The 20,033-nt window shown below is 72.8% G+C and carries 18 protein-coding genes; 10 read left to right on the plus strand and 8 right to left on the minus strand.

Features of this window, described 5'->3' with window-relative positions; genetic code table 11:
* Positions 1 to 37: 37 nt before the first annotated feature.
* The 5 genes from AB0A74_RS28390 (at position 38) to AB0A74_RS28410 (ending at position 6,276) form a co-directional block, all read left to right on the plus strand.
* Positions 38 to 1,060 (plus strand): ABC transporter substrate-binding protein, encoded by a 1,023-nt coding sequence (locus AB0A74_RS28390; protein ID WP_358254103.1) that lies wholly within the window; start codon positions 38 to 40, stop codon positions 1,058 to 1,060.
* 264 nt (positions 1,061 to 1,324) lie between these two features.
* The gene (locus tag AB0A74_RS28395; RefSeq protein WP_358254105.1) at positions 1,325 to 4,408 is read left to right on the plus strand and encodes a nitrate- and nitrite sensing domain-containing protein; all 3,084 of its coding nucleotides are present in this window, start codon (positions 1,325 to 1,327) and stop codon (positions 4,406 to 4,408) included.
* The gene (locus tag AB0A74_RS28400) at positions 4,405 to 4,827 is read left to right on the plus strand and encodes a roadblock/LC7 domain-containing protein (protein ID WP_121227397.1); all 423 of its coding nucleotides are present in this window, start codon (positions 4,405 to 4,407) and stop codon (positions 4,825 to 4,827) included. The genes AB0A74_RS28395 and AB0A74_RS28400 overlap by 4 nt, the downstream gene beginning before the upstream one ends.
* A gap of 33 nt (positions 4,828 to 4,860) precedes the next feature.
* Positions 4,861 to 5,430 carry an ATP/GTP-binding protein gene (locus tag AB0A74_RS28405; protein WP_121227400.1) on the plus strand — a complete coding sequence of 190 codons (570 nt, stop codon included), beginning with the start codon at positions 4,861 to 4,863 and terminating at the stop codon, positions 5,428 to 5,430.
* A gap of 99 nt (positions 5,431 to 5,529) precedes the next feature.
* Positions 5,530 to 6,276: a class I SAM-dependent methyltransferase gene (locus tag AB0A74_RS28410; protein WP_358254108.1), complete on the plus strand. Its 747-nt coding sequence runs from the start codon at positions 5,530 to 5,532 to the stop codon at positions 6,274 to 6,276.
* Here the strand turns inward: AB0A74_RS28410 and AB0A74_RS28415 are convergent.
* From AB0A74_RS28415 to AB0A74_RS28435, 5 genes are all read right to left on the minus strand, one after another.
* Complete coding sequence (locus tag AB0A74_RS28415; protein ID WP_358254110.1) at positions 6,236 to 8,152, minus strand: diguanylate cyclase; 1,917 nt, start codon at positions 8,150 to 8,152, stop codon at positions 6,236 to 6,238. The two genes, AB0A74_RS28410 and AB0A74_RS28415, sit on opposite strands and share 41 nt — an antisense overlap.
* A gap of 116 nt (positions 8,153 to 8,268) precedes the next feature.
* Complete coding sequence (locus tag AB0A74_RS28420; protein WP_358254112.1) at positions 8,269 to 9,066, minus strand: SAM-dependent methyltransferase; 798 nt, start codon at positions 9,064 to 9,066, stop codon at positions 8,269 to 8,271.
* Between the two features lie 175 nt (positions 9,067 to 9,241).
* Positions 9,242 to 9,697, minus strand: coding sequence for a hypothetical protein (locus AB0A74_RS28425; RefSeq protein WP_358254114.1), 456 nt, complete (start codon positions 9,695 to 9,697; stop codon positions 9,242 to 9,244).
* Between the two features lie 18 nt (positions 9,698 to 9,715).
* Entirely contained in the window at positions 9,716 to 10,318 is a 603-nt protein-coding gene (locus AB0A74_RS28430; protein WP_358254116.1) for a sigma-70 family RNA polymerase sigma factor, read from the minus strand.
* A gap of 862 nt (positions 10,319 to 11,180) precedes the next feature.
* Positions 11,181 to 12,383: a S8 family serine peptidase gene (locus AB0A74_RS28435; RefSeq protein ID WP_358254118.1), complete on the minus strand. Its 1,203-nt coding sequence runs from the start codon at positions 12,381 to 12,383 to the stop codon at positions 11,181 to 11,183.
* Positions 12,384 to 12,457: 74 nt separating this feature from the next.
* Here AB0A74_RS28435 and AB0A74_RS28440 point away from each other — a divergent pair, with 74 nt between their 5' ends.
* Positions 12,458 to 15,070 (plus strand): CHAT domain-containing tetratricopeptide repeat protein, encoded by a 2,613-nt coding sequence (locus AB0A74_RS28440; protein WP_358254120.1) that lies wholly within the window; start codon positions 12,458 to 12,460, stop codon positions 15,068 to 15,070.
* Positions 15,071 to 15,103: 33 nt separating this feature from the next.
* On the opposite strand, the gene AB0A74_RS28445 is transcribed toward AB0A74_RS28440, so the two are convergent.
* On the minus strand, positions 15,104 to 15,808 hold the full coding sequence (locus AB0A74_RS28445; protein WP_358254122.1) for an SDR family NAD(P)-dependent oxidoreductase: 705 nt from the start codon (positions 15,806 to 15,808) through the stop codon (positions 15,104 to 15,106).
* Positions 15,809 to 15,904: 96 nt separating this feature from the next.
* Between AB0A74_RS28445 and AB0A74_RS28450 the strand changes: the two genes are divergently transcribed.
* The 3 genes from AB0A74_RS28450 to AB0A74_RS28460 are packed head-to-tail and all read left to right on the plus strand — an operon-like array spanning position 15,905 to position 17,313.
* On the plus strand, positions 15,905 to 16,474 hold the full coding sequence (locus AB0A74_RS28450) for a helix-turn-helix domain-containing protein (RefSeq protein ID WP_358254124.1): 570 nt from the start codon (positions 15,905 to 15,907) through the stop codon (positions 16,472 to 16,474).
* A 25-nt stretch (positions 16,475 to 16,499) separates the two neighbouring features.
* Positions 16,500 to 16,928, plus strand: coding sequence for a nucleoside deaminase (locus AB0A74_RS28455; RefSeq protein WP_343939902.1), 429 nt, complete (start codon positions 16,500 to 16,502; stop codon positions 16,926 to 16,928).
* A gap of 58 nt (positions 16,929 to 16,986) precedes the next feature.
* Complete coding sequence (locus AB0A74_RS28460) at positions 16,987 to 17,313, plus strand: hypothetical protein (RefSeq protein WP_343939781.1); 327 nt, start codon at positions 16,987 to 16,989, stop codon at positions 17,311 to 17,313.
* Here AB0A74_RS28460 and AB0A74_RS28465 read toward each other — a convergent pair.
* Both AB0A74_RS28465 and AB0A74_RS28470 read right to left on the minus strand, forming a co-directional pair.
* Complete coding sequence (locus AB0A74_RS28465; RefSeq protein ID WP_358254126.1) at positions 17,310 to 17,675, minus strand: STAS domain-containing protein; 366 nt, start codon at positions 17,673 to 17,675, stop codon at positions 17,310 to 17,312. The genes AB0A74_RS28460 and AB0A74_RS28465 overlap by 4 nt on opposite strands.
* 14 nt (positions 17,676 to 17,689) lie before the next feature.
* Positions 17,690 to 18,820: a glutamate--cysteine ligase gene (locus AB0A74_RS28470; protein WP_358254128.1), complete on the minus strand. Its 1,131-nt coding sequence runs from the start codon at positions 18,818 to 18,820 to the stop codon at positions 17,690 to 17,692.
* A 76-nt stretch (positions 18,821 to 18,896) separates the two neighbouring features.
* On the opposite strand from AB0A74_RS28470, the gene AB0A74_RS28475 reads away from it, so the two are divergent.
* A complete protein-coding gene (locus tag AB0A74_RS28475) occupies positions 18,897 to 19,883 on the plus strand; it encodes a DNA topoisomerase IB (RefSeq protein WP_358254130.1) in 987 nt (328 codons plus the stop codon).
* Positions 19,884 to 20,033 lie beyond the last annotated feature (150 nt).

A 20,033-nucleotide genomic window follows, 5' to 3' on the forward strand; every position in this document is an offset into this window, starting at 1 on the left:
CCCCGCAATGTCGCCACTCCAACAGGAGATGCCCCCCATGACTCGAAGAGTCGGCCTCTCGGCACGAAGGATCATCGCCGGTCTGTCCGCGCTTGCGATGCTCGCGGTCGTCTCCGGCTGTGGTCTGCTCGGCGGTTCCGAGGAGAAACCCGCCGACGCCGCACCGGGCAAGGTCGAAAAGACCAAGATCAAGCTTGGTCTGCTCCCGATCCTCGACGTCGCGTCGGTCCACGTCGCGATGAAGAAGGGTTACTTCAAGGAGGAAGGCCTGGAGGTCGAGCCGGTCACGATCCAGGGTGGCGCCGCGGCCATCCCCGGTCTGATCAGCGGTGACCTCGACATCACCTTCGGCAACTGGGTCTCGTTCTTCGCCGCGCAGAGCAAGGACGCGGCCAAGGCGGTCGACGGCCTGAAGCTGATCAACGACGGCTACCAGGCCAAGCCCGAGATGTTCCTGATCCTCACCGGGCCGGACTCGAACATCAAGTCGCCGAAGGACCTCGCGGGCAAGACCATCGCGATCAACACTTTCAAGAACATCGCCGAGCTGACCGCGAAGGCGACCCTGGAGGCCAACGACGTCGATCCCAAGACGGTGACCTTCAAGGAGTTCCCGTTCCCGGACATGCAGGCCGCGCTGCAGAACAAGACCGTGGACGCCGCGTTCATGGTCGAGCCGTTCATCAGCAAGGCCCAGCGCGCGATCGGCGCGATCACCGTCCTGGACGCCGCGTCCGGCCCGACCGACAACATCCCGGTCGCGGGCTACGGCACCACGGGCAAGTTCGCCAAGGAGAATCCCAACACCGTCGCCGCCTTCCAGCGCGCGATGGCGAAGGGCCAGCGCGACGCGGCCGACCGGCCGACCGTCGAGCCGCTGCTGGTGGAGTACGCCAAGGTCGACAAGGAGACCGCGAGCCTGGTCCACTTCGGCGAGTTCCCGACCACGCTGGACGCCACGCGCCTGCAGCGGGTCGCCACCCTGATGAAGACCTACGGCTTGCTGGAGAACGACTTCGACGTCAAGCCGATGCTGGTCACGTCGGGCTCGGGTAGTTGATCGAACCGGGAGGGGGAGCGCCCGCGCGACGAGGCTCCCCCTCCCGGTGTTTCCCGGTCGGGTCTGTGCGGTGAAAAAACCGTGAACCGGGGTTAGCGTTCGTTTAGTCCGTCCCGCATGGGTCTGCGGGACAATGGTTGATTTGCAAAACACCGCCTTCCTCGTCCGAACGGCGGTATGACTCCCGGCGGTTTTCCACCAAGATCCACCGGGTTTGTAGGGATGTGTAGTCAACTGGCTGGGGGGCTGGGGAGTGTGCTGACGGTGCGCGGTCACGACGACCACGCCTCCGGGAGAGAACCGGAGCGGATCCAACTCGACAAGGGCGCCGCCGAGGCCGGCCCGCCCGACTCGGGTCCGAGCACAGGCACCGCGCCGTCCGCCGACCGGGGCATCTCCCGGTGGCGCCTGCGCAACTGGAGGCTGCGCAGCAAGCTCGCCGTGGTGCTCCTGGTGCCCGCGCTGAGCACGCTCGCCCTCGCGGGCCTGCGGCTCAACACCCAGCTCGACGACGTCGAGCTGTTCGGCAAGGTCGAGCGCGAACTGGAACTGTCCGCCCAGGCCGCCGCGGTCGCCGACGCGCTCCAGCTGGAACGCGACGCCGCCGTGTGGTTCGTCGCGGGCGGCCGGGCCGACAACAGCGCCGAGCTGGTCACGCGGTCGGCCAAGGTGGACGCCGAGGTGAGCAAGTACCGCGAGGTCGCCCGGACCACCACGGGCATCGAGGACAGCGTGCGGGAGGCGTTCGACAAGTCCCTCCAGTCGCTGGACGGCCTGCCCTCGCTGCGCAACACCACGCTGACCACCCGCTACCCCGACATCTCGGTGGCCAGCGCCTACACCCAGGTCCTCAGCGCGCTCGCCCAGGTCCACCGCGCGACCGCGAGCAGCCTGAGCAACGAGACCATCACGCCGCTGGCCGGCGCGAACCAGGCGCTCTACAGCGCCAAGGAACAGCTGTTCCAGCAGAACGCGATCCTGCTCTCCACGGCCAAGCGCACCGAGTTCGCGCCCGGCCAGGTCAACGCCCTGCGCGCCGCCCAGTCCCGGTTGGACGCCGCGCTGACCGACTTCGCCGTCACCGCGAGCCAGGAGAACCGGCAGCGCTTCTCCGACGTCGTGTCCGGCGCCGCCGTGGACGCCCGCAACCGGCTCGTGCAGCTCGCCCTGGTGCAGCAGGACGAGTCCGGCGAGGTGTCCATCTCGGACGCGGAGGTCATGCGCGTCGGCGAGGAGACCGCCGCTCTCATCCGGACGGTCGCGCTCAACATCGAGCAGCAGGCCGACGCGGAGGCCGTGCGGCTGACCGAACAGGCCCGCGCGTCCGCGTGGCGCGACGCCGCGCTGGTCGCCGTCGCCCTGCTCGTCGCGTTCGCCCTCATGGCCTTCGTCGCTCGCTCGATGCTGACCCCGCTGCGCATGCTGCGCCGCTCCGCGATGGACGTGGCCCGCAACCGGCTGCCCGAGGCGATCAAGCGCATCCGCTCGCACCGCGACCCGGAACGCGCCGCCGAGGAGGCCCTCGTGCCGGTGCCGATCCACACCACCGAGGAGGTCGGCCAGGTGGCGCGGGCGTTCGACGCGGTGCAGCGCGAAGCCATCCGCCTCGCCGTCGAGCAGGTGGCGCTGCGCGCGAACGTCAACGACATGTTCATCAACCTGTCCCGCCGCTCGCAGGCGCTGGTCGAACGCCAGATCACCGTCATCGACCGGCTGGAGCAGGACGAGCAGGACCCCGACCAGCTCGCCTCGCTGTTCGAGCTGGACCACCTGGCCACCCAGATGCGCCGCAACAGCGAGAACCTCCTGGTGCTCTCCGGCACCACGGTCAACCGCCGGGTCACCCGGCCGGTCCCGATCTCCGAGGTGCTCGGCGCGGCCGTGTCCGAGGTCGAGAAGTACGCCCGCATCCAGATCGCGCCCGCGCCCGAGCTCAAGGTGCAGGGCCGCGTGGTCAACGACCTCGCGCACCTCATCGCCGAGCTGCTGGACAACGCGACCGCGTTCTCCAAGCCCTCGACCAAGGTCACCGTGCGGGCCATCGAGACCCGGCGCGGCGAGGTGTCCATCCGCATCCACGACCGCGGCGTCGGCATGCAGGAGCAGGACATCGTCGAGGCCAACACCAAGCTCGCCGACCCGCCCGAGGTCGACGTGTCGGTGGCCCGCGAGATGGGCCTCTACGTGGTCGGCCAGCTCGCCAAGCGGCACGAGATCCGGGTGACGCTGAGCAACAACGACGACATAGAGGGTGGTGTCACCGCGCAGGTCGTCCTGCCGGTGTCGCTGCTGCACCGCGGCCCCGAGCCGGCCGCCCCGCGGCCCGCGCTGCCGCCGCGCCAGGCCGATCCGTCCGCCGAGGACAGCGGCGTCGGCGTGCTGGCCGGCGTGCCCAAGTGGACGCCCGACCAGTTCGGGCCGGAGAAGATCGCGGGCGACCGCTACACCCCGCCGGCCGAGGTGACGCCCGCGCCGTTCCCGCAGCCGGTGGCCACGCCCGCCGAGGACGGCGGCTTCTTCCAGGTCGAGCAGTCGCCGGCGACGGACCTGTTCACCGCCACGGTCAGCGAGACCCTGCCGCCCAAGCCCGGCGCGCCCGACTACACCTACCCCGGCGCGGCCGGCCCGCCGTCGCGGCCCCTGCCGCCGGTGGTGGAGGAGGACGACGCCTCGACCCAGCGGCTGCCGATCTACGAGGACGTGCTGTCGCGCTGGTTCCAGGGCACCGAGGCGTCGGAGGCGCAAGTGCGCGGTGAGCTGCCGCCGGAGACCGAGGCCGAGAAGACCATGTTCGCCGACCGCGTCGAGCTGGTCGGCTCGGACGAGTCGCCCGCCGAGCGCACCATGTTCGCCGACCGGGCGGAACTGGTCGGCGACGACAAGCCGGAGAAGGTGGAGCGGGTCAGCCCGCAGCCCACCGCGGCGGGCCTGCCCAAGCGCGCGCCCGCGCCGTCCCCGGTGCCCGCGTCCACCCCGGCCACCGGGTGGGGTCCCGCCGACGACGGCTGGTCGGCCGCGAGCAACGTCCTCAAGTCGGCGGTGGAGGACACCACCAGCGCCGGCCTCCCGAAGCGCACCCCCAAGGCGCGCCTCATGCCCGGCTCGCTCAGCGCCCCCTCGCCGCGCGCCACCACCCCGGCGCCCAGCACCAACGGCAACGGCGCCGCCCCCGCCGGCACGGCGACCGCCGTCGCCACCGCACCGCCGCGCCGGTCCGCCGACCGCCTGCGGCAGCGGTTCGCCACCTACCAGCGCGGCGTGCAGATGGGCCGCGAGTCCGCTGACGACAACGGCCTGCCCTGGGAGGGCTTGTCGTTCGACAACGCAGACAACAAGGAGCAGAAGTGACCACCGCAGCCGAAGAACTGGACAACTTCAGTTGGCTGGTCGACGACTTCGTGAACCGGGTCGCGGGCGTGGCGCACGCGATCGTGGTCTCCGCGGACGGCCTGCTGCTCGCGTCCTCCGAGCGCCTGCCGCTGGACCGGGCCGAGCAGCTGGCCGCCGTCGCGTCCGGCCTGGTCAGCCTCAACCTCGGCGCGGCGCGCTGCTTCGAGGCCGGTGACGTCAAGCAGACCGTGGTCGAGATGGAGCGGGGCTACCTGTTCCTGATGTCGATCAGCGACGGCTCGTGCCTGGCCGTGCTGGCCGCCCCGAACTGCGACATCGGCCTCATCGGCTACGCGATGACCCGGCTGGTGGAGCGGGTGGGCGTCCAGCTCACCCCGGAGATCCGGTCCCAGCTGCACGTCGCCATGCGTGGTTAGTCCTCCTTCGGTCCTAGGGAAAGTGGAAGCAACATGAGCGGCGGACGAAGCCTGTCGGTCACGTCGACCAAGATCGTGGTCGCCGGCGGGTTCGGCGTCGGGAAGACGACGTTCGTCGGGTCGGTGTCGGAGATCGTCCCGCTCACCACCGAAGCGGTGATGACCGAGGCGAGCGTCGGCGTGGACGACCTGACGAACACGCCGAACAAGATGACCACCACGGTGGCCATGGACTTCGGCCGCGTGTCCCTGGACCAGGACCTGATCCTGTACCTGTTCGGCACGCCCGGCCAGCACCGGTTCTGGTTCATGTGGGACGACCTCGTGCGCGGCGCGATCGGCGCGGTGGTCCTGGTGGACACCCGGCGGCTGTCCGACGCGTTCGCCTCGATCGACTTCTTCGAGGACCGCGAACTGCCGTACGTGGTGGGGGTGAACTGCTTCGACGGCCTCCTGCACCACCGCATCGAGGACATCCGCGAGGCGCTCACCATCGACCCGTCGATCCCGATCGTCCCGTGCGACGCCCGCAACCGGCAGTCGACCAAGCAGACCCTGATCACCCTGGTGCAGCACGCCATGCGCCAGCCGACCTTCGCCTGACCCTCCGCGCGAGACTTCGGGGAGGCCCCACCGCCGCGGTGGGGCCTCCCCGGCGTTAATGGGGCGACCGGGCCGGTGGGGGTGCGCGACACTCCGGGCATGCCCGATTCCTACGAAGACGCGGACCTGGCCTCGCTCTACGACACGATCAACGGGTGGGGCCCCAGCGACGACTTCTACCTCGACCTGGTCATGCGCGCCGACACCGTGCTGGACGTGGGGTGCGGCACCGGCCTGCTGCTCAAGACCGCCCGCGACCGGGGCCACCGCGGGCGGCTGGTCGGCCTCGACCCGGCCACCGGCATGCTCGCCCAGGCCCGCACCCGCGACGACGTGGACTGGGTCCAGGGCGACCTGTCCTCGGTGTCGTTCGACGGCGAGTTCGACCTGGTGTTCATGACCGGTCACGTGTTCCAGATCTTCACGACCGACGAGCAGGCCTCGGCGGTCCTCAGCGCCGCGCACCGGGCGTTGCGGCCCGACGGCCGGCTCGCGTTCGAGTCGCTCAACCCCGGGCCCAAGCCCTGGCGGAACTGGGTGCCGCGCAACGCGTCCACCTACACCGCGCCGGACGGCACGGAGTTCCGCGTCGTGCACGACATCGTGTGGGAGGACGGCGACCTGGTGCACCTCACCGAGACCTACGAAGGTTCCCGCTGGCCCTCGCCACAGGTCGATCAGGCCACCATGAGGTTCGCGTCCGCCGAACGAATTGATTCTTTGCTGGCCGAGAACGGGTTCGAGGTCGAGCGGCGCTACGGGTCCTGGGACCGCTCTCCGCACACCCCGACCAGCAAGGAGGTCATCACGGTCGCACGGCCGCGTCCGCGTCCGGCTGATCACTGAGAACCAGCGCGCCGGTCGCCCGCAGCAACGGCACCACGCGCGCCAACGCCTCGCGCGCCAGCGGCTCGTCCGGCGGCTCCGCCAGCTCCACGCCGTGCAGGACGTGCCGCTCCACCAGAGCCAGCTCGGCCAGCCCGCACGTGAAGCCGTGCAGCAGGCGGCGCACGCCCATGTCCGCCAACGTGGTCAGGTTGTCCTCGACGGCCTCCGGCCCGCCGGTCGCCGCGCGGGTGTGCAGGCTCAACCACAACCGTTGCGGCGCAAGGGAAGAGTGGTTCAGCGCGGTGCGCACGGCGGCGGCCAGGTCGGGGTCGCGGGACTGGTCGGCGGACAGCCGCACCACCACCGGCACCTCCTCGACCGCCGCGAACGCGCACGCCTCGTCCAGCAGCCACGTGCCCAGGTGGCCGCTCAAGCCCAGTTCGTCGGCGAAGTCCAGGCACTCCTCGTGGCCCACGACGCCGAACTCCGCCTCGTCCCAACGCAGCCGCGCCGCGTAGGCGAGGCGCTCGCCCGAGGGCCGGACCACCGGCCGGTAGTCGATCGCGATCTCGCCGAATTCCAATGCACCTGGCATCGTCGCGAGCAGCGAAAGGCGCTTGCGGTCGCGTGCGTCCTCACCGGCGTCGTAGATGCCCCACTGGCCCTTGCCGCCGCTCTCCGCGCGCCGCAACGTGCTGTGCGCCTGGCGCAGCAACGCCATCGCGTCCACGCCCCGCGCGCTGGTCCGCACGAACCCCATGCCCGCCGACACCGCGACCCCGTGCCCGGACAGGTGCACCGGCTCGTTCAGGGCCTCGTCGATCGCCGCCGCCAGCGCGGAGATGCTGGGCGTGTCGGGGGAGTCCTCGATCAGCACGACGAACTCGTCACCGCCGATGCGCGCCACGATCGCCCGTTCGCCCGCCACCACGGCGGAAAGCCGCCCGGCGACGACCTTGAGCAACTCGTCGCCCGCCTCGTAGCCGATGCCGTCGTTGACGATCGCGACGCTGTCCACGTCGAGGTAGCACAGGGTGATCGAGCCGGGCTTGCTCAGCGCCTCCTCCAGCTTGGGCAGGAAGCTCTGGCGGTTGGGCAGCCCGGTGAGGACGTCGTGCAGCGCCTGGTGGCGCAGGTACTCGCGCAGCACGCGCTGCTCGGTGACGTCCTCGATCACGGCGACCCGGTACTTCGGGCAGCCGTCCGCGTCGTGCACCGTGGACAGGGCGACGTTCGTCCACATCGGATCGCCGCCCGGTCCGGCGAACTGCTGCTCGAACCGCGCCTCGTCCGCCGCCGACCACGCCGCCCGCAGCGCGGCCAGGTCACCGGGCGCGAACACCCCCTCGGCGTCCGCGCCGGACGCGCCGACGGCCTCGTCGGCGGTGTCGTGGTCGTGCCGCAGCATCCGCACCAGCGCCGGGTTCACCTCGATGACCGCGCCGTCCCGGTCGAAGATCGCGATGCCCACCGCGGAGGAGGCGAACACCTGGCGGAACCTCGCCTCGCTGTCGTGCAGCGCCTGTTGCGCCTGTTCCAGCGACAGCAACAGCGACGTCCGCACCCCTTCCTGCTCGGCGAAGATCTGCCGCCGCACGGCGTTCGCGTAGCCGGCGGCGACCGCGCCCAGCACCTTCGCGACGTGCTCCGGCGGCGCTCCGGTCAACGCGGGCAGCGCGCCGCCGAGCACCTCGACGGTGCCGCGCAGGCTGTCGGGGCCGGTGAACCGCGCGCCGACCAGCCACTCGCCGACCTCGTCGGCCCCGGCGAGCGCGTCGGGTCCGGTGAGGACGTCGAGCCGGCGGGCCAGGTTCGCCCGGACCTGCCCGCGCGACAGCGGGGCGTAGGCGCTGTCCACCAGGACCCGCGTCCAACGGGCGAGCGCCGACGCCACCCCGGGAGACTCTCCCGGGGCGTCCCCGTGTGGTGCGCGGTTGGTCATGGCGGGTGGGCGCTGCGGCGGTGGCGAAGATCAGGTCGGTGAATCTTGCGGACCGCGGGCGCGCCGCGTCAAGGCTTGCGGCCGACGACCGCGTAGAGGTTGGCGCGACCCGGGTCGTCGGGCACGTCCTCGGGGGACTCGGGCCGCCACTCGGGGGTGAAGACCAGGCCCGGTTCGACGATGTCGAAGCCGTCCATCATGGCCAGCACCTGCTCGCGGGTGCGCGGCGTGATCGGTTCGGCGGTGTGCTGGAAGATGTCCGCGCCCGCCGCCATCGCCTGCGGCATGCGGTCGGGCGTGAAGTGGGACAGCGCCAGGTAGCTGCCCGGCGCGAGCGCGTCGCGGTAGCGGGCGAGGACGCCCCACGGGTCGTCCTCGTCGGGGATGAACTGCATGACGCCCACCGCCAGCAGGCCCACGGGGGCGTCGAAGTCCAGCAGCGCCGCCGCCTTGGCGACCACCGCTTCGGGTTCGCGCAGGTCGGCCAGGACGGCGGTGGCCCGCGGGTTGGCCGCGAGCAGCAGCTCGGCGTGCTTGATGGCGACCGGTTCGATGTCGACGTAGACGACGCGGCAGTCCGGGTTCGCGTCCTGGGCGACCTCGTGGACGTTGCCCACCGTGGGGATGCCCGAGCCGAGGTCGAGGAACTGCGTGATGCCCGCCTCGACCAGGGCCAGCACGGCGCGGCGCAGGTAGGAGCGGTTGAGCCGCGCCATGTCGCGCACCGGCAGCACCCGGACGAGCGCTTCGGCGGTGTCGCGGTCGGCGGCGAAGTTGTGCCCGCCGCCCAGCAGGTAGTCGTAGATGCGGGCCGAGCTCGGGAGGTCGACGTCCACGCCCTCCGGCGCCCAGCTCACCCGGTCCACCACCGTGCACCTCTTTCACCGTGAGGAGATCGAAGACCGGGCCACCTTAGCGACGAACCGCACTCGGACGAACCGTCCCGGACCCCGGTTTCACCCGGACGTGGCGGTGCCGGTCCGTTCGGGGACGGTGGTGATCACTTTGTGCTTGCCCCGCCGCGGACGTCCCGCGGCGGGGCTAGACGCAGACCCAGTCGGTCACCACGGTCGTGCCGCCGGCCTCCAGGCGGAACCGCACCGGTCCGGGCGGCGGCGGGCCGAGCAGGAAGCAGCCCAGCTCGTCCAGTTCCGCCTCCTCCACCGGTCCCGCCGCGGTGAGCAGCTCGACCCGCCCGGGGCGCGCCGGCAGCACCTGCCCGGCGATCCCGGCCTCGGTGACCTCCACCTGCACCGAGACGCCCTCGGCGTCGAACACCAGCTGCCGGGCGGTCACCGCGGCGCGGGCGCGTTCGGCGAGCTGCCCGTCGAGGATCGAGTCGTAGCTGGTCAGCAGCATCAGCTCGGCGTCGACCGTGCGCCAGGTGTAGGCCGCCCGAGCCGCTTCGGCGAACTCCGGCGGGACGTCCCGCGCCTCGGCGAGAGCGGCCCGCAGCTCCGCCAGCAGGACGTCGTCGCTCTCCCACGGGTCACTCACCGCAACCACCTCCCGTCGTCACCCACCGCCGGTGCTCACCGCGCCCGGTTCCGCTTGGAGGAACCGGACGACGGCCGGCGTCTTGCGCAGCTTGTCCAGGCACCGGATCCGGGTGGGCCCGATGCTGCCGACCGGCATGGCCAGCTGCTCGCTGACCTTGGCGTAGCTCGGCGGCGGGTCGGTCATGAGCTTGGCCAGCAGCTCCCGGCACTGCTCGGAGAGCAACCGGAACCCGTCCCGCAGGGCCTGGAAGCGCTGGGCGGTCTCGATCTCGTCGTCCAGGTCCGCGACGACGTCCACCGAGCCGGCCTGCTCCTCGTCGGCCAGGGGGTCGAAGGGCTGCGTGCGTTGCTGCATGCGCAACATCCGCAGGCACTCGTTGCGCGTGGTCGTGGAGATCCAGCCGGGCAGCGCTTCGGGATCGCGCAACCGACCGATCTGCTCGACGAGGCGCAGCCAGAGCGTCTGGTTGACGTCCGCCGCATCCGCCGGCCGCAACCGGTGCTTGTAGATCACCGACAACACCAGCGGCGTGTACCGGTCGACGATCTCGTTCCAGGCACGCTGATCGCCCTCGGCCGCCGCGTCCACCAACGCGGCGATCGGGGATGCAGGGGTCACGTCCCCTCCCGCGCTCGACTTCCCTCGTGTCTTCCACACACTACGGAGCCCACAACCCCTCCCCAGATACCTCCCACCCGAAGCGCCCCGGACAGCCCCCCGATCGTGGCACCCCAACACCGGCCGTCTTCCCACCCCCAACCAACACCCCGCAGCTCACCGCCCGTCGCTCACCCAGCAGCCTGCACCCACGCGCCTCCGCCCTCCAAACCCCGCGCGCCAGCGGGCGGCGGCTTGCACGGCTCGCCCTGCGGCTCGATCGCCTCGCGGCTCGCGCCCAGGCAGGCCCCAGGGCTCGCGGCTCGTGTCGGTGTGCGTCGTCGGAGCCGGAGTCGGGGTTGCGGGCCCCGCGCCTCAGAACCCGGGCGGCTCGTGCGCGCTGGCGGCGGACGGCTGGCGGCGGACGGCTGGCGGCCGAGGGGTCCGGCGGCCGACCGGGTCCGGCGGCCGACCGGGGCTGGCGGCCGACCGGGTGCGGCGGGCGAGGGCCGGCGGGCGCGTTGGCCGCAGGCGAGGGGTGCCGCGGGCGAAGGGGGCGGCAGCCGAGGGGTCCGGCGGGCCAGCGGTCCGGTGGCCGAGTGCGCCAGCGGCCGAGTGGGCCAGCGGTCCGGTGGCTGAGTGGGCCAGCGGCCGAGGGGTGCGGTGGCTGAGGGGGTGCGGTGGCCGAGGGGGTGCGGCGGCCAAGCGGGCCGGGGTTGAGGGGTGGGGTGGGGACGGGTGGGTGTTTGTGTCCATTCCCCTCCCCGTGCCCGCCGCTCCTTACCTCACGGGAGGCGAGTTCCAGCGAAACCTCACGGATCCTGTATGTCACACGATCGAGCGACAGGAGCCAGAACCCGAACCACCTGCGCCGAACCCGCAACTAGTCGACCAGCACGCCGTACCCCGGGAAGAACTCCGCCCCGGACAGCAGCTTGTCCCGGGCCGCCGTCGCGGTCAGGCCGTCCGTGGTCATCGTCTCCGCGATCCGGCCCGCCACGTGGGGAGCGGCGAACGACGTTCCGAGCCAGTACGCGAAGCGGTCGTAGACGTCTACCGTCGGGTCGCCCGGGAGGGCCCACTTGCCCTTCAGGTAGGTGCTCGTCCGGTTGCCCACCGCGCACGCGTCGACCCAGTGGCCGAAGTTCGAGTAGCACGCCGGTGCTCGGGAACCGTCCCGTTCCTGCGCCACCGCCGCCACCGCCACCACCCGGCACAGCGCGGCCGGCCAGGACGGGCGGTTGGTGCCCTGGTTGCCGGCCGACGCCACTACCACCACCGACTGCGGCAGCTTGGCGATCGCCCGGCGCACCGGCTCCGACGCCACGTCGTCCTGCGTGAAGCACCCCATCGACACGTTCACGATCTGCACCCGCTCGTCGAACGACGCCAGCGCCGCGACGAACTGCTCCTCCGTGCCCAACCCCGACGGGTCCAGCGCCTTCTCCGGGTCGAAGCGCACCCCGGGCGCCGCCTGCCGCAGCACGCCCGCCACGAACGTCCCGTGACCGCCCTCCAGCGCGAACACGTCGTCCTGCGCGTAAGCGGCGTCCACTTCCTCCGGCCTCGGCAGGAACGCGTTCGCCAGCCACAGCGGGTGGTCGGCGGCGGCCGTGGACGAGATGCCCGTGTCGACCACCCCCACGACCACGCCCTTGCCGCGCACCTCGCTGCCCTTCGCCGGGTCCGCCAACGGCGGCGCCACGCGCGGGGGTTGGCCGGGGTTGCCGTGCATGTTGCCGCCGTGGCCCACCAGCACGTGGTGCGGCTGCACGAACGGCACCCGCTCGCCCGGCCACTGCTCCGGGTCGCGCAGCAGGCGCACGACGTCCGGGATGTCGTCGGGGTTGCGCGGCAGCACCAGGCGGGACATGCCGGCGAAGTCGCGACCGCGCTCGACCGCGAAACCGTTGCGCTGGAGCTTCTCGACCACCCGGTTGACGTCCTCGGGGATCGTCAGCAGCTCCCGCGCGACGAAGAGGAACTCCCGCCCGCGCTCCGCGTGGACCCGGAAGTCCTTGTGCTGCCTGATCGACTCCTGGAACGCCCGCTGGTACAGCTCGGGCCTGTTCGACGGCTCGGACACGGCGGCCTCACAACCAACGGCGTGATCAAGGCTGATCAAGCTACCACAGTGACCTTGGTAATAAGGTGGATCTCGTGGCCGGGGTTTCCGCCGCCGCAGCGCTGGAAGCCCGGCAACGGGACCCGCACGCGGCAATAGCGATGGGCCGTTCCGCGTTGCGCGCCGCGCGTGCCGCCGGGGACGCCGAGGAGGCGTCCGCGGCCGAGCGCGCGATCGGGTTGTCCCTGCGGGAACTGCACGACTTCGACGGCGCGCTGCGGCACCTGCGGCGGTCGGTGCGCGTCGCCGAGGCCGCCGGGTCGGCGCGGCTGGCCGCCCTGGCGCGGATGAGCCTCGCGTTCGTGCTGTCCAACACCGGCCGGCACGCGCAGGCGTTGCGCACGATCAACCAGGCGCTGCCCGACCTGCACGGCGTGGACGCGGGCAGCGGCCGGATGCAGCGCGGTCTGGTGCTGCACTACCTGTGCCGGTACGACGAGGCGTTGCGCGACTACAACGGCGCGATCGAGGTGGTGCGCCGGTCCGGTGAGCGGCTGGTGGAGGCGCGGGCGCTGAACAACCGGGGCCTGCTGCGCGCCTACACCGGCGGGTTGAAGGCGGCCGACGAGGACTTCGACCGCGCCGCCGAGCTGTACCGGGAGCTGGACCAGGAGCTGGCCGTCGCGGACGTGCGGTGGAACGCGGGCATCTCCGCCTCCCGCGCCGGCGACGTGCCCCGCGCGTTGACGATGTTCGCCGAGGCCGAGCGGGAGTACCGGCGGCTGGCGGTGCCGCGCCCGAACCTGCTGATCAACCGGTTGGAGCTGCTGGTCTCGGTGCCGCTGCTGGAGGAGGCGCGGGCGGCGGCCGACCGGGCGCTGGCCGAGCTGGGCAAGGGCATGGTGCTCGCGCGGTCGGAGGCGATGTTCTACCGGGCGCGGATCGCGTTGCTGGAGAACGACCTGGAGCTGGCCGTGCGGATGGCGGTGGCCGCGCGCAAGGGGTTCCGGCGGGAGCAGCGCGAGGTGTGGGCGGTCAGCGCCCGGCACGTCGAGTTGCGCGCCGCCTACCTCAGCGGCGAGCGGTCGCGGGAGCTGGGCACGGCGATGGCGCGCGCGGCGTCCCGGCTGGACGCCCTGGGCTGGCGGATGGCGGCGCTGGAGGCCCGGGTGGACGCGGCCCTGATCGCCCGCGACCTGGGCGACCGGCGGCGGGCGTTGGCGGAGCTGTCCGCGGCGGGCGCGGCGCGGCGGGGCGGTCCGGCGGCGCACCGCGTGCAGGGCTGGTACGCCGAGGCGTTGCGGCGCGACCTGTCGGGCAACCGGCGGGGCGCGCAGAGCGCGTTGCGGCAGGGGTTGAAGCTGCTCGACGAGTACCGGGTGTCGCTGGGCGCGGCGGAGCTGCGGGCGTTGAGCGGCGCGCAGGGCAAGGCGCTGGCGATGGAGGGCCTGCGGTCCGCGGTCGCGTCCGGGCACGCCGCGCGCGTGCTGACGTGGGCGGAGAGCTGGCGGGCGGGCGCGCTGCGGATGACCCCGGCCCGGCCGCCCGAGGACTCCGGGCTGGCCGACGCGCTGGCCGAGCTGCGCGCGGTGACCTCGGACCTGGAGCTGGCGCTGCTGGCCGGGCGGCCGACGGCGGCGTTGAAGCAGCGGCAGTTGCGCGGCGAGCAGCGGGTGCGCGAGCTGACCCGGCAGACCAGCGGCGGGGGAGCGGTGGACCGGCCGCCCGCCGTGCGCGACCTGGCGTGGGCGTTGGGCGACGCGGCGCTGGTGGAGTACGTGGACTTCGAGGGCACGCTGCTGGCCGTGGTGGTCGCGGGCGGTCGGGCGAGCCTGCACCGGCTGGGCCCGGTGGACGGGGCGGTGCGCGAGATCCGGTTGCTGCGCTTCGCCCTGCACCGGCTGGTGACGCTGCCCGAGCACCTGGACCGCGCGGCCGTCCGGGCGGGCGCGGAGCACGCGGCGGCGCTGCTGGAACGCCGGCTGCTCGCGCCGTTGGCGCGCCGGGTCGAGGGGCGTCCGCTGGTGCTCGCGCCGACCGGGGCGCTGGGCGGTCTGCCGTGGTCGGCGCTGCCGGGGTGCCGGGACCGATCGGTGACCGTGGCCCCGTCGGCGACGGTGTGGTTCCGGGCGGCGTGCTCCTCGCGGGTCCCGCACGACCGGCCGGTGCTCGCCGCCGGCCCCCGGCTGCCCGCCGCGCCCACCGAGATCACCGCGATCTCCCCGCTGGCGCGCGGGGCCTCGGTCCTGGTGGGGCCGGCCGCGACGGTGGACGCGGTGGCGTCGGCGATGGACGGCGCGCCGCTGGCGCACGTGGCGGCGCACGGCTCGTTCCGCGCGGACAACCCGCTGTTCTCGGCGTTGGAGCTGGCCGACGGTCCGTTGACGGTCTACGACCTGGAACGCCTGCGCACCCCGCCCGCGCGGGTGGTGCTGTCGGCGTGCGACTCGGGACTGTCGGCGGTGCGGCCGGGCGACGAGCTGATGGGGTTCACGGCCGCGCTCCTGGGGCTGGGCACCCGCACGCTGATCGCGCCCGTGGTGCCGGTGCCCGCCGAGGTGACCACGCCGTTGATGGTGGACCTGCACCGGCGGCTGGGCGAGGGTCAGCCGCCGGCGGTCGCCCTGGCCGGCGCGCGGGCGGCGCACGTGGACGCCGGCGACGCGGAGTTCGCCGCCGGCGTCGGCTTCCTGTGCTTCGGCGCCTAGCTCACGACAGCGCCCACCTCACGACAGCCCAGTTCACGACAGCGCGTTGAACACAACCTCGGCGCGGTCGCGCTTGGCGTAGAGGTCCCAGGCGGTGTCGGCGATCTCGTCGGGGTTCAGCGTGCCGACCCCGGGCAGCTCGCCGTGCCGCTCGGTGATCATCGCGTGGATGTCGCCGCGCTCGATGAGCCCGCCGATGGTGAGGCTGCCCGCGTACACGCCCTGCTCGGCCACCGCGGCGTTCACCGTCAGCGCGTAGTTGCGCAACGCCGCCGACGACAGCGCCAACGCGCCCAGCGGCGGCATCGGCAGCACCGCGCTCAGCCCGCCCGCGAACAGCAGCCCGCCGCGTCCCCGTTCGAGCATGCCCGGCAGGACGTGCCCGACGACGTCTACCGCCGGGTGCACCCACGTCATCGCCTCGACCACATCGGCGGACGTGGTGTCCGTGATCGGCTTCGGGGCCATGTGCTTGTCCCCGGGCCCGTAGTAGACGACCTCGACCGGCCCCAGCCGCTCGGCGATGGCGTCCATTGTGGACAGGAGTCCGGCGCGGTCGCGGACGTCCACCGCGAACGCTTCCGCCGCCACCCCTTCCGCCGCCAGCGCGGCCACGTACCCGGCGTGGCGGTCGGCCGTGCGGGAGACCAGCGCGACCTCGCGCCCCTCCCGCCCGAACCGGTGCGCGATCGACATGCCCAGCCCCGGGCCGACCCCGAGGACGACGACTGCGGACATCCGCGTACCCCCATAGTGGTTGAAGTCGAGGCTACCCTCGACTTCTCCGACGCTAGCACAAACCCGAGGGTGCCCTCGACTTTGTAGGATGTCGGCATGCCCGCCCCGCCCAAGCCGCTCCGCGCGGACGCCGCCCGCAACCGGGCGAAGCTGCTGGACGCGGCGGCGGAGGTGTTCGGCGCTCGCGGCCTGGACGCGCCGCTGGAGCACATCGCCAAGCAGGCCGGGGTCAGCATCGGCACCCTCTACGCGCACTTCCCGACCCGGGACGCCCTGTTCGACGCGATCTTCCCGGAGCGCCTGGCCGCCCTGGACCGCGTCGCCGCCGACGCCCTGGCCGACCCCGACCCGTGGCGGGGTTTCGTGACCTTCCTGGAGGGCGTGTTCACGCTCCAGGCCGAGGACCGGGGTCTCAACGACGCCATCTCGCGCCGCGTGCCGCTGTCCGGCGAGATGGAGAGCGTGTGCACGCGCGGTGTCGGGCACGCCGACAAGATCATCGCCCGCGCGGTGGAAGCCGGTCGGCTGCGCGCGGACTTCACCGCGGCGGACCTGGCCGTGCTCACCTCGGCGGTGTCCCAGGTGATCCGCACCGCCCCGGAGGGCTGGCGGCGGTTCCTGCGGCTCCACCTCGACGGCGTGCGGCGGGGCGCGCCGGACCAGTAGCGTTCCCCGCGTGGACGCACGGGACATGCTCGCGGTGGCGGTGGAGGAGGCCCGGACCGGGCTCGCCGAGGGCGGCATCCCCATCGGGGCCGCGCTGTTCGACCGGGACGGCGCGCTGCTCGGGCGCGGGCACAACCGGCGCGTGCAGGACGGCGACGCCTCGACGCACGCCGAGACCGCCGCGTTCCGCGCCGCGGGCCGCCGCCGGAGCTACCGCGACACGATCATGGTCACCACGCTGTCACCCTGCTGGTACTGCAGCGGCCTGGTGCGCCAGTTCGGCATCGGCCGGGTCGTGGTGGGCGAGGCCCGCACGTTCCACGGCGGCCACGACTGGCTGGCCGAGCACGGCGTCGAGATCACCCTGCTGGACGACCGCGAGTGCGCCGAGATGATGACGGCGTTCATCGCCGAGCGGCCCGAGCTGTGGTACGAGGACATCGGCCAGGATTAACGCGGCACGCGCCGCCGCGACACACCGCCGACACGGGACCGGCCCAAGATCGTCGGGCATGTGGCACGTGGACGGCACCCTGGTCCTGGACGAGCGCACGGTCGCGGTGGAGGTGCCCGCGAGCTGGGCGGCGGAGGTCAGCCACGAACTGCGCGCGGCCGGTCCGCTGGGACCCATCCTCGCGATCCCCGGCCCCCGGCTGCGCTGGCTGTTCCTGGCCCGGCCCGAGCCGGACCCGCGGGTCGCCCCGCCGGAGGTCCGGACCTGGCTCGGGCCGTGCGGCATCCCCGCCCCGCGATCGCGCTGGGTGGTGGAGCCGGCGGGCGCACTGCCCCGGGAAGGGGCGGTGCGCTGCGCCATCCGCGTCGTCCGCCGGCGGTTCTAGCCGCCGACCTTGGCCAGCGCCTCCTCCTCGGTGTCCACGATGGTGAACACCGAGCTCAGACCGGTCGCCTCGATCGGCCGCAGCACGGCTCGACCGGCGGCCACCAGCACCAGCGGCACGCCCAGCCCGGCCGCCCGCTTGCTGCCGGTGACCAGCGCCTCCAAGCCCGCCGAGCCGAGGAAGCGCACCTCCAGGAGGTCCACCACCACCACGCGCAGCCCCTCCACGAGGGTCTCCTGCAGCGGCTTGGCCAGCTCGTCCGCGCTGCTGGTGTCCAACTCGCCGGACACGCGCAGCACCACCACCCCGTCCGCGGGCCGGTCGGTCCGCACGGACGCCAGCGTTGCCCCGGGTTCTGGCACCCCGGTCTCCTCTCTCATCGCGCACCGCCGGTGCGGTGCGTGCTCCACGGTAGTCCGGAACGCAGATCGGTGACCGTCGCGGCCAGCACCTGGTCGACCAGCTCACGGCCGTCGGGCGACGCGCCGAACGCCCGGCGCTGCCGAGCCGCGCCGCTGCCGTTGGTGCGCAGCCACTCCAGGTGGTCCTCCACGGTGGACAGGCTGCCCGCGTCACGCAGCGCGTCGGCGCTGATCTCGACCATCTCCGCGGCCAGCTGCCGGGCCTGCACGAGCGAGCCGGTGCGCGGGTCCACCGCCAGCCCGTCGTAGCCGTCCCGGGCGGCCCGCCAGTAGGCGGCGCGCAGGAGCACGTCGTCCACGCGCTCGGCGTCGGGCGACTCGGCGGCGGTGCGGGCGAAGGCCCGGATGAGTTCGGCGATGACCACGGTCTCGTGCGCGGTCTGCGGGATGTCGGCCACCCGCACCTCGACCGTCGGGACGTGGGAGGAGGGGCGGACGTCCCAGTAGACCATGTTCACGTCCACCACCACCTCGGTCTGCACCAGCGTCTGCACGAGGCGGTCGTACTGCTCGGCGGACTCCAGGTGCGGCGGCGGCCCGCCGACCGGCCACCGCGACCACACGATCGAGCGCCAGCTCGCGTAACCGCTGTCCTCGGCGGAGGCGATCGGCGAGTTGGCGCTGAGCGCGAGCAGCGTCGGCAGCCAGGGTCTGAGCGCGTTGGACACGCGCACCGCGGTGTCCGGGTCGGGCACGCCGACGTGGACGTGCAGCCCGCACACCCCTTGGCCGCCGAGCAGCTTGCGGTGCGTGTACTCCATGAGCCGGTAACGCGGGTCGTCGGTGTTCGGCGGCGGCCCGACCTTCCCGACCGGGGGGAAGGCGGAGGCGAGCAGCCGGCACCCGGCGGCGTGCGCGGCCTTGGCCAGGTGGGTGCGCCCGAGCAGCACCTGCTCGGCGAGCTCCTCGGTGGAGCGGCAGACGGGCGTGGCGACCTCGATCTGGAACGGCGTCAGCTCGCGCTGGACGTCCAGTCGGGCGCCGGCGTACTGCGCGACCGCCTCCGCGCCGGGCACGGGACGGCGCGTCTCGGGATCGACCAGGAGGAACTCCTGCTCGACGCCCACGGTCCAGGTGTCGGTCATGGGCGTGCCATACCCACTCCGCGCGGTTCTCAACCATCCGAGTTTCACTTCCCCGTCCGCCGGGCACCTCGCAGGGGTGAGACTGCGCCGAAGCGACCCCCACGGTCCGGGCTGGCGCCGCCTGCGCCACGGCCGGGGCTTCCGGTACGTGGACGAGGACGGCGCGACCCCCACCCCGGACGAGCTGGCGCGCATCAAGTCCCTGGTCATCCCGCCGGCGTGGCGGGACGTGTGGGTGTGCCCCCACGAGAACGGCCACCTCCAGGCGGTGGGCACGGACTCGGCGGGCCGGCGGCAGTACCTGTACCACGAGCGGTGGCGGCGGGAGCGGGACGAGGAGAAGCACTCGCGGGTGCTGGACCTGGCGCCGTCGTTGCCGGCGTTCCGGGCGCGGGTGCTGGAGGAGCTGCGCAGGCGAGGACGGGACTTCCCGCGCGTGGTGGCCGTGGCACTGGCGATGCTGGACCGCGGTGTGTTCCGGGTGGGCGGGGAGTCCTACGCGGAGGACAACGGCACTTACGGGGTGGCGACGCTGTTGTGCTCGCACGTGAAGGTGCGCGGGTCCACTGTGGACTTCTGTTATCCGGCCAAGGGCGGGATCGAGTTCTGCACCCAGGTGGCCGACGCCGATCTGGCCAAGGCGGTGAAGTCGCTGCTGCGGGGCCGGGAGCCGGACGAGCGCCTGCTGGTGGCCGCGGACGGGCGCGGGGTGACGGCGGAGGACGTGAACGAGCGGTTCAAGGAGATGGTGGGGGAGGAGTATTCGGTCAAGGACCTGCGGACGTGGCACGCGACCGTGCTGGCGGCGGTGGCTTTCGCGGAGCAGGGCCGGCCGGAGACGGTGCGGGGACGGAAACGGGTCGAGGCGGCGGTGATGCGCGAGGTGTCGGAGAACCTGGGCAACACCCCGGCGGTGGCGCGGAAGTCGTACGTGGACCCGAAGGTCGTCGAATTGTTCAACAAAGGAACAGTCCTCTCAGTGGTGTCGGACGACCGAGAGGTGACGGAAAAGGCAGTGATCGAACTACTGACCCCGCCAAAAACCCGCCGAAAGAAACGCTGACACCGCGCGCAACCGGGCCGGACGGCGGACAGCGCGCTTTTTGATCGGGCTCCCAAGCCCAAGGAAGGGCCTCGGTTCGTTCCCCGTACGGCCTGGGCGCAGCCCAACCGCGCTTTGGGGTTCTTGGCAACCAGCTTTTCCGGTTGCCAA

The organism is Saccharothrix sp. NPDC042600 (genome assembly GCF_040647305.1).
Taxonomy (GTDB): domain Bacteria; phylum Actinomycetota; class Actinomycetes; order Mycobacteriales; family Pseudonocardiaceae; genus Actinosynnema; species Actinosynnema mutabilis.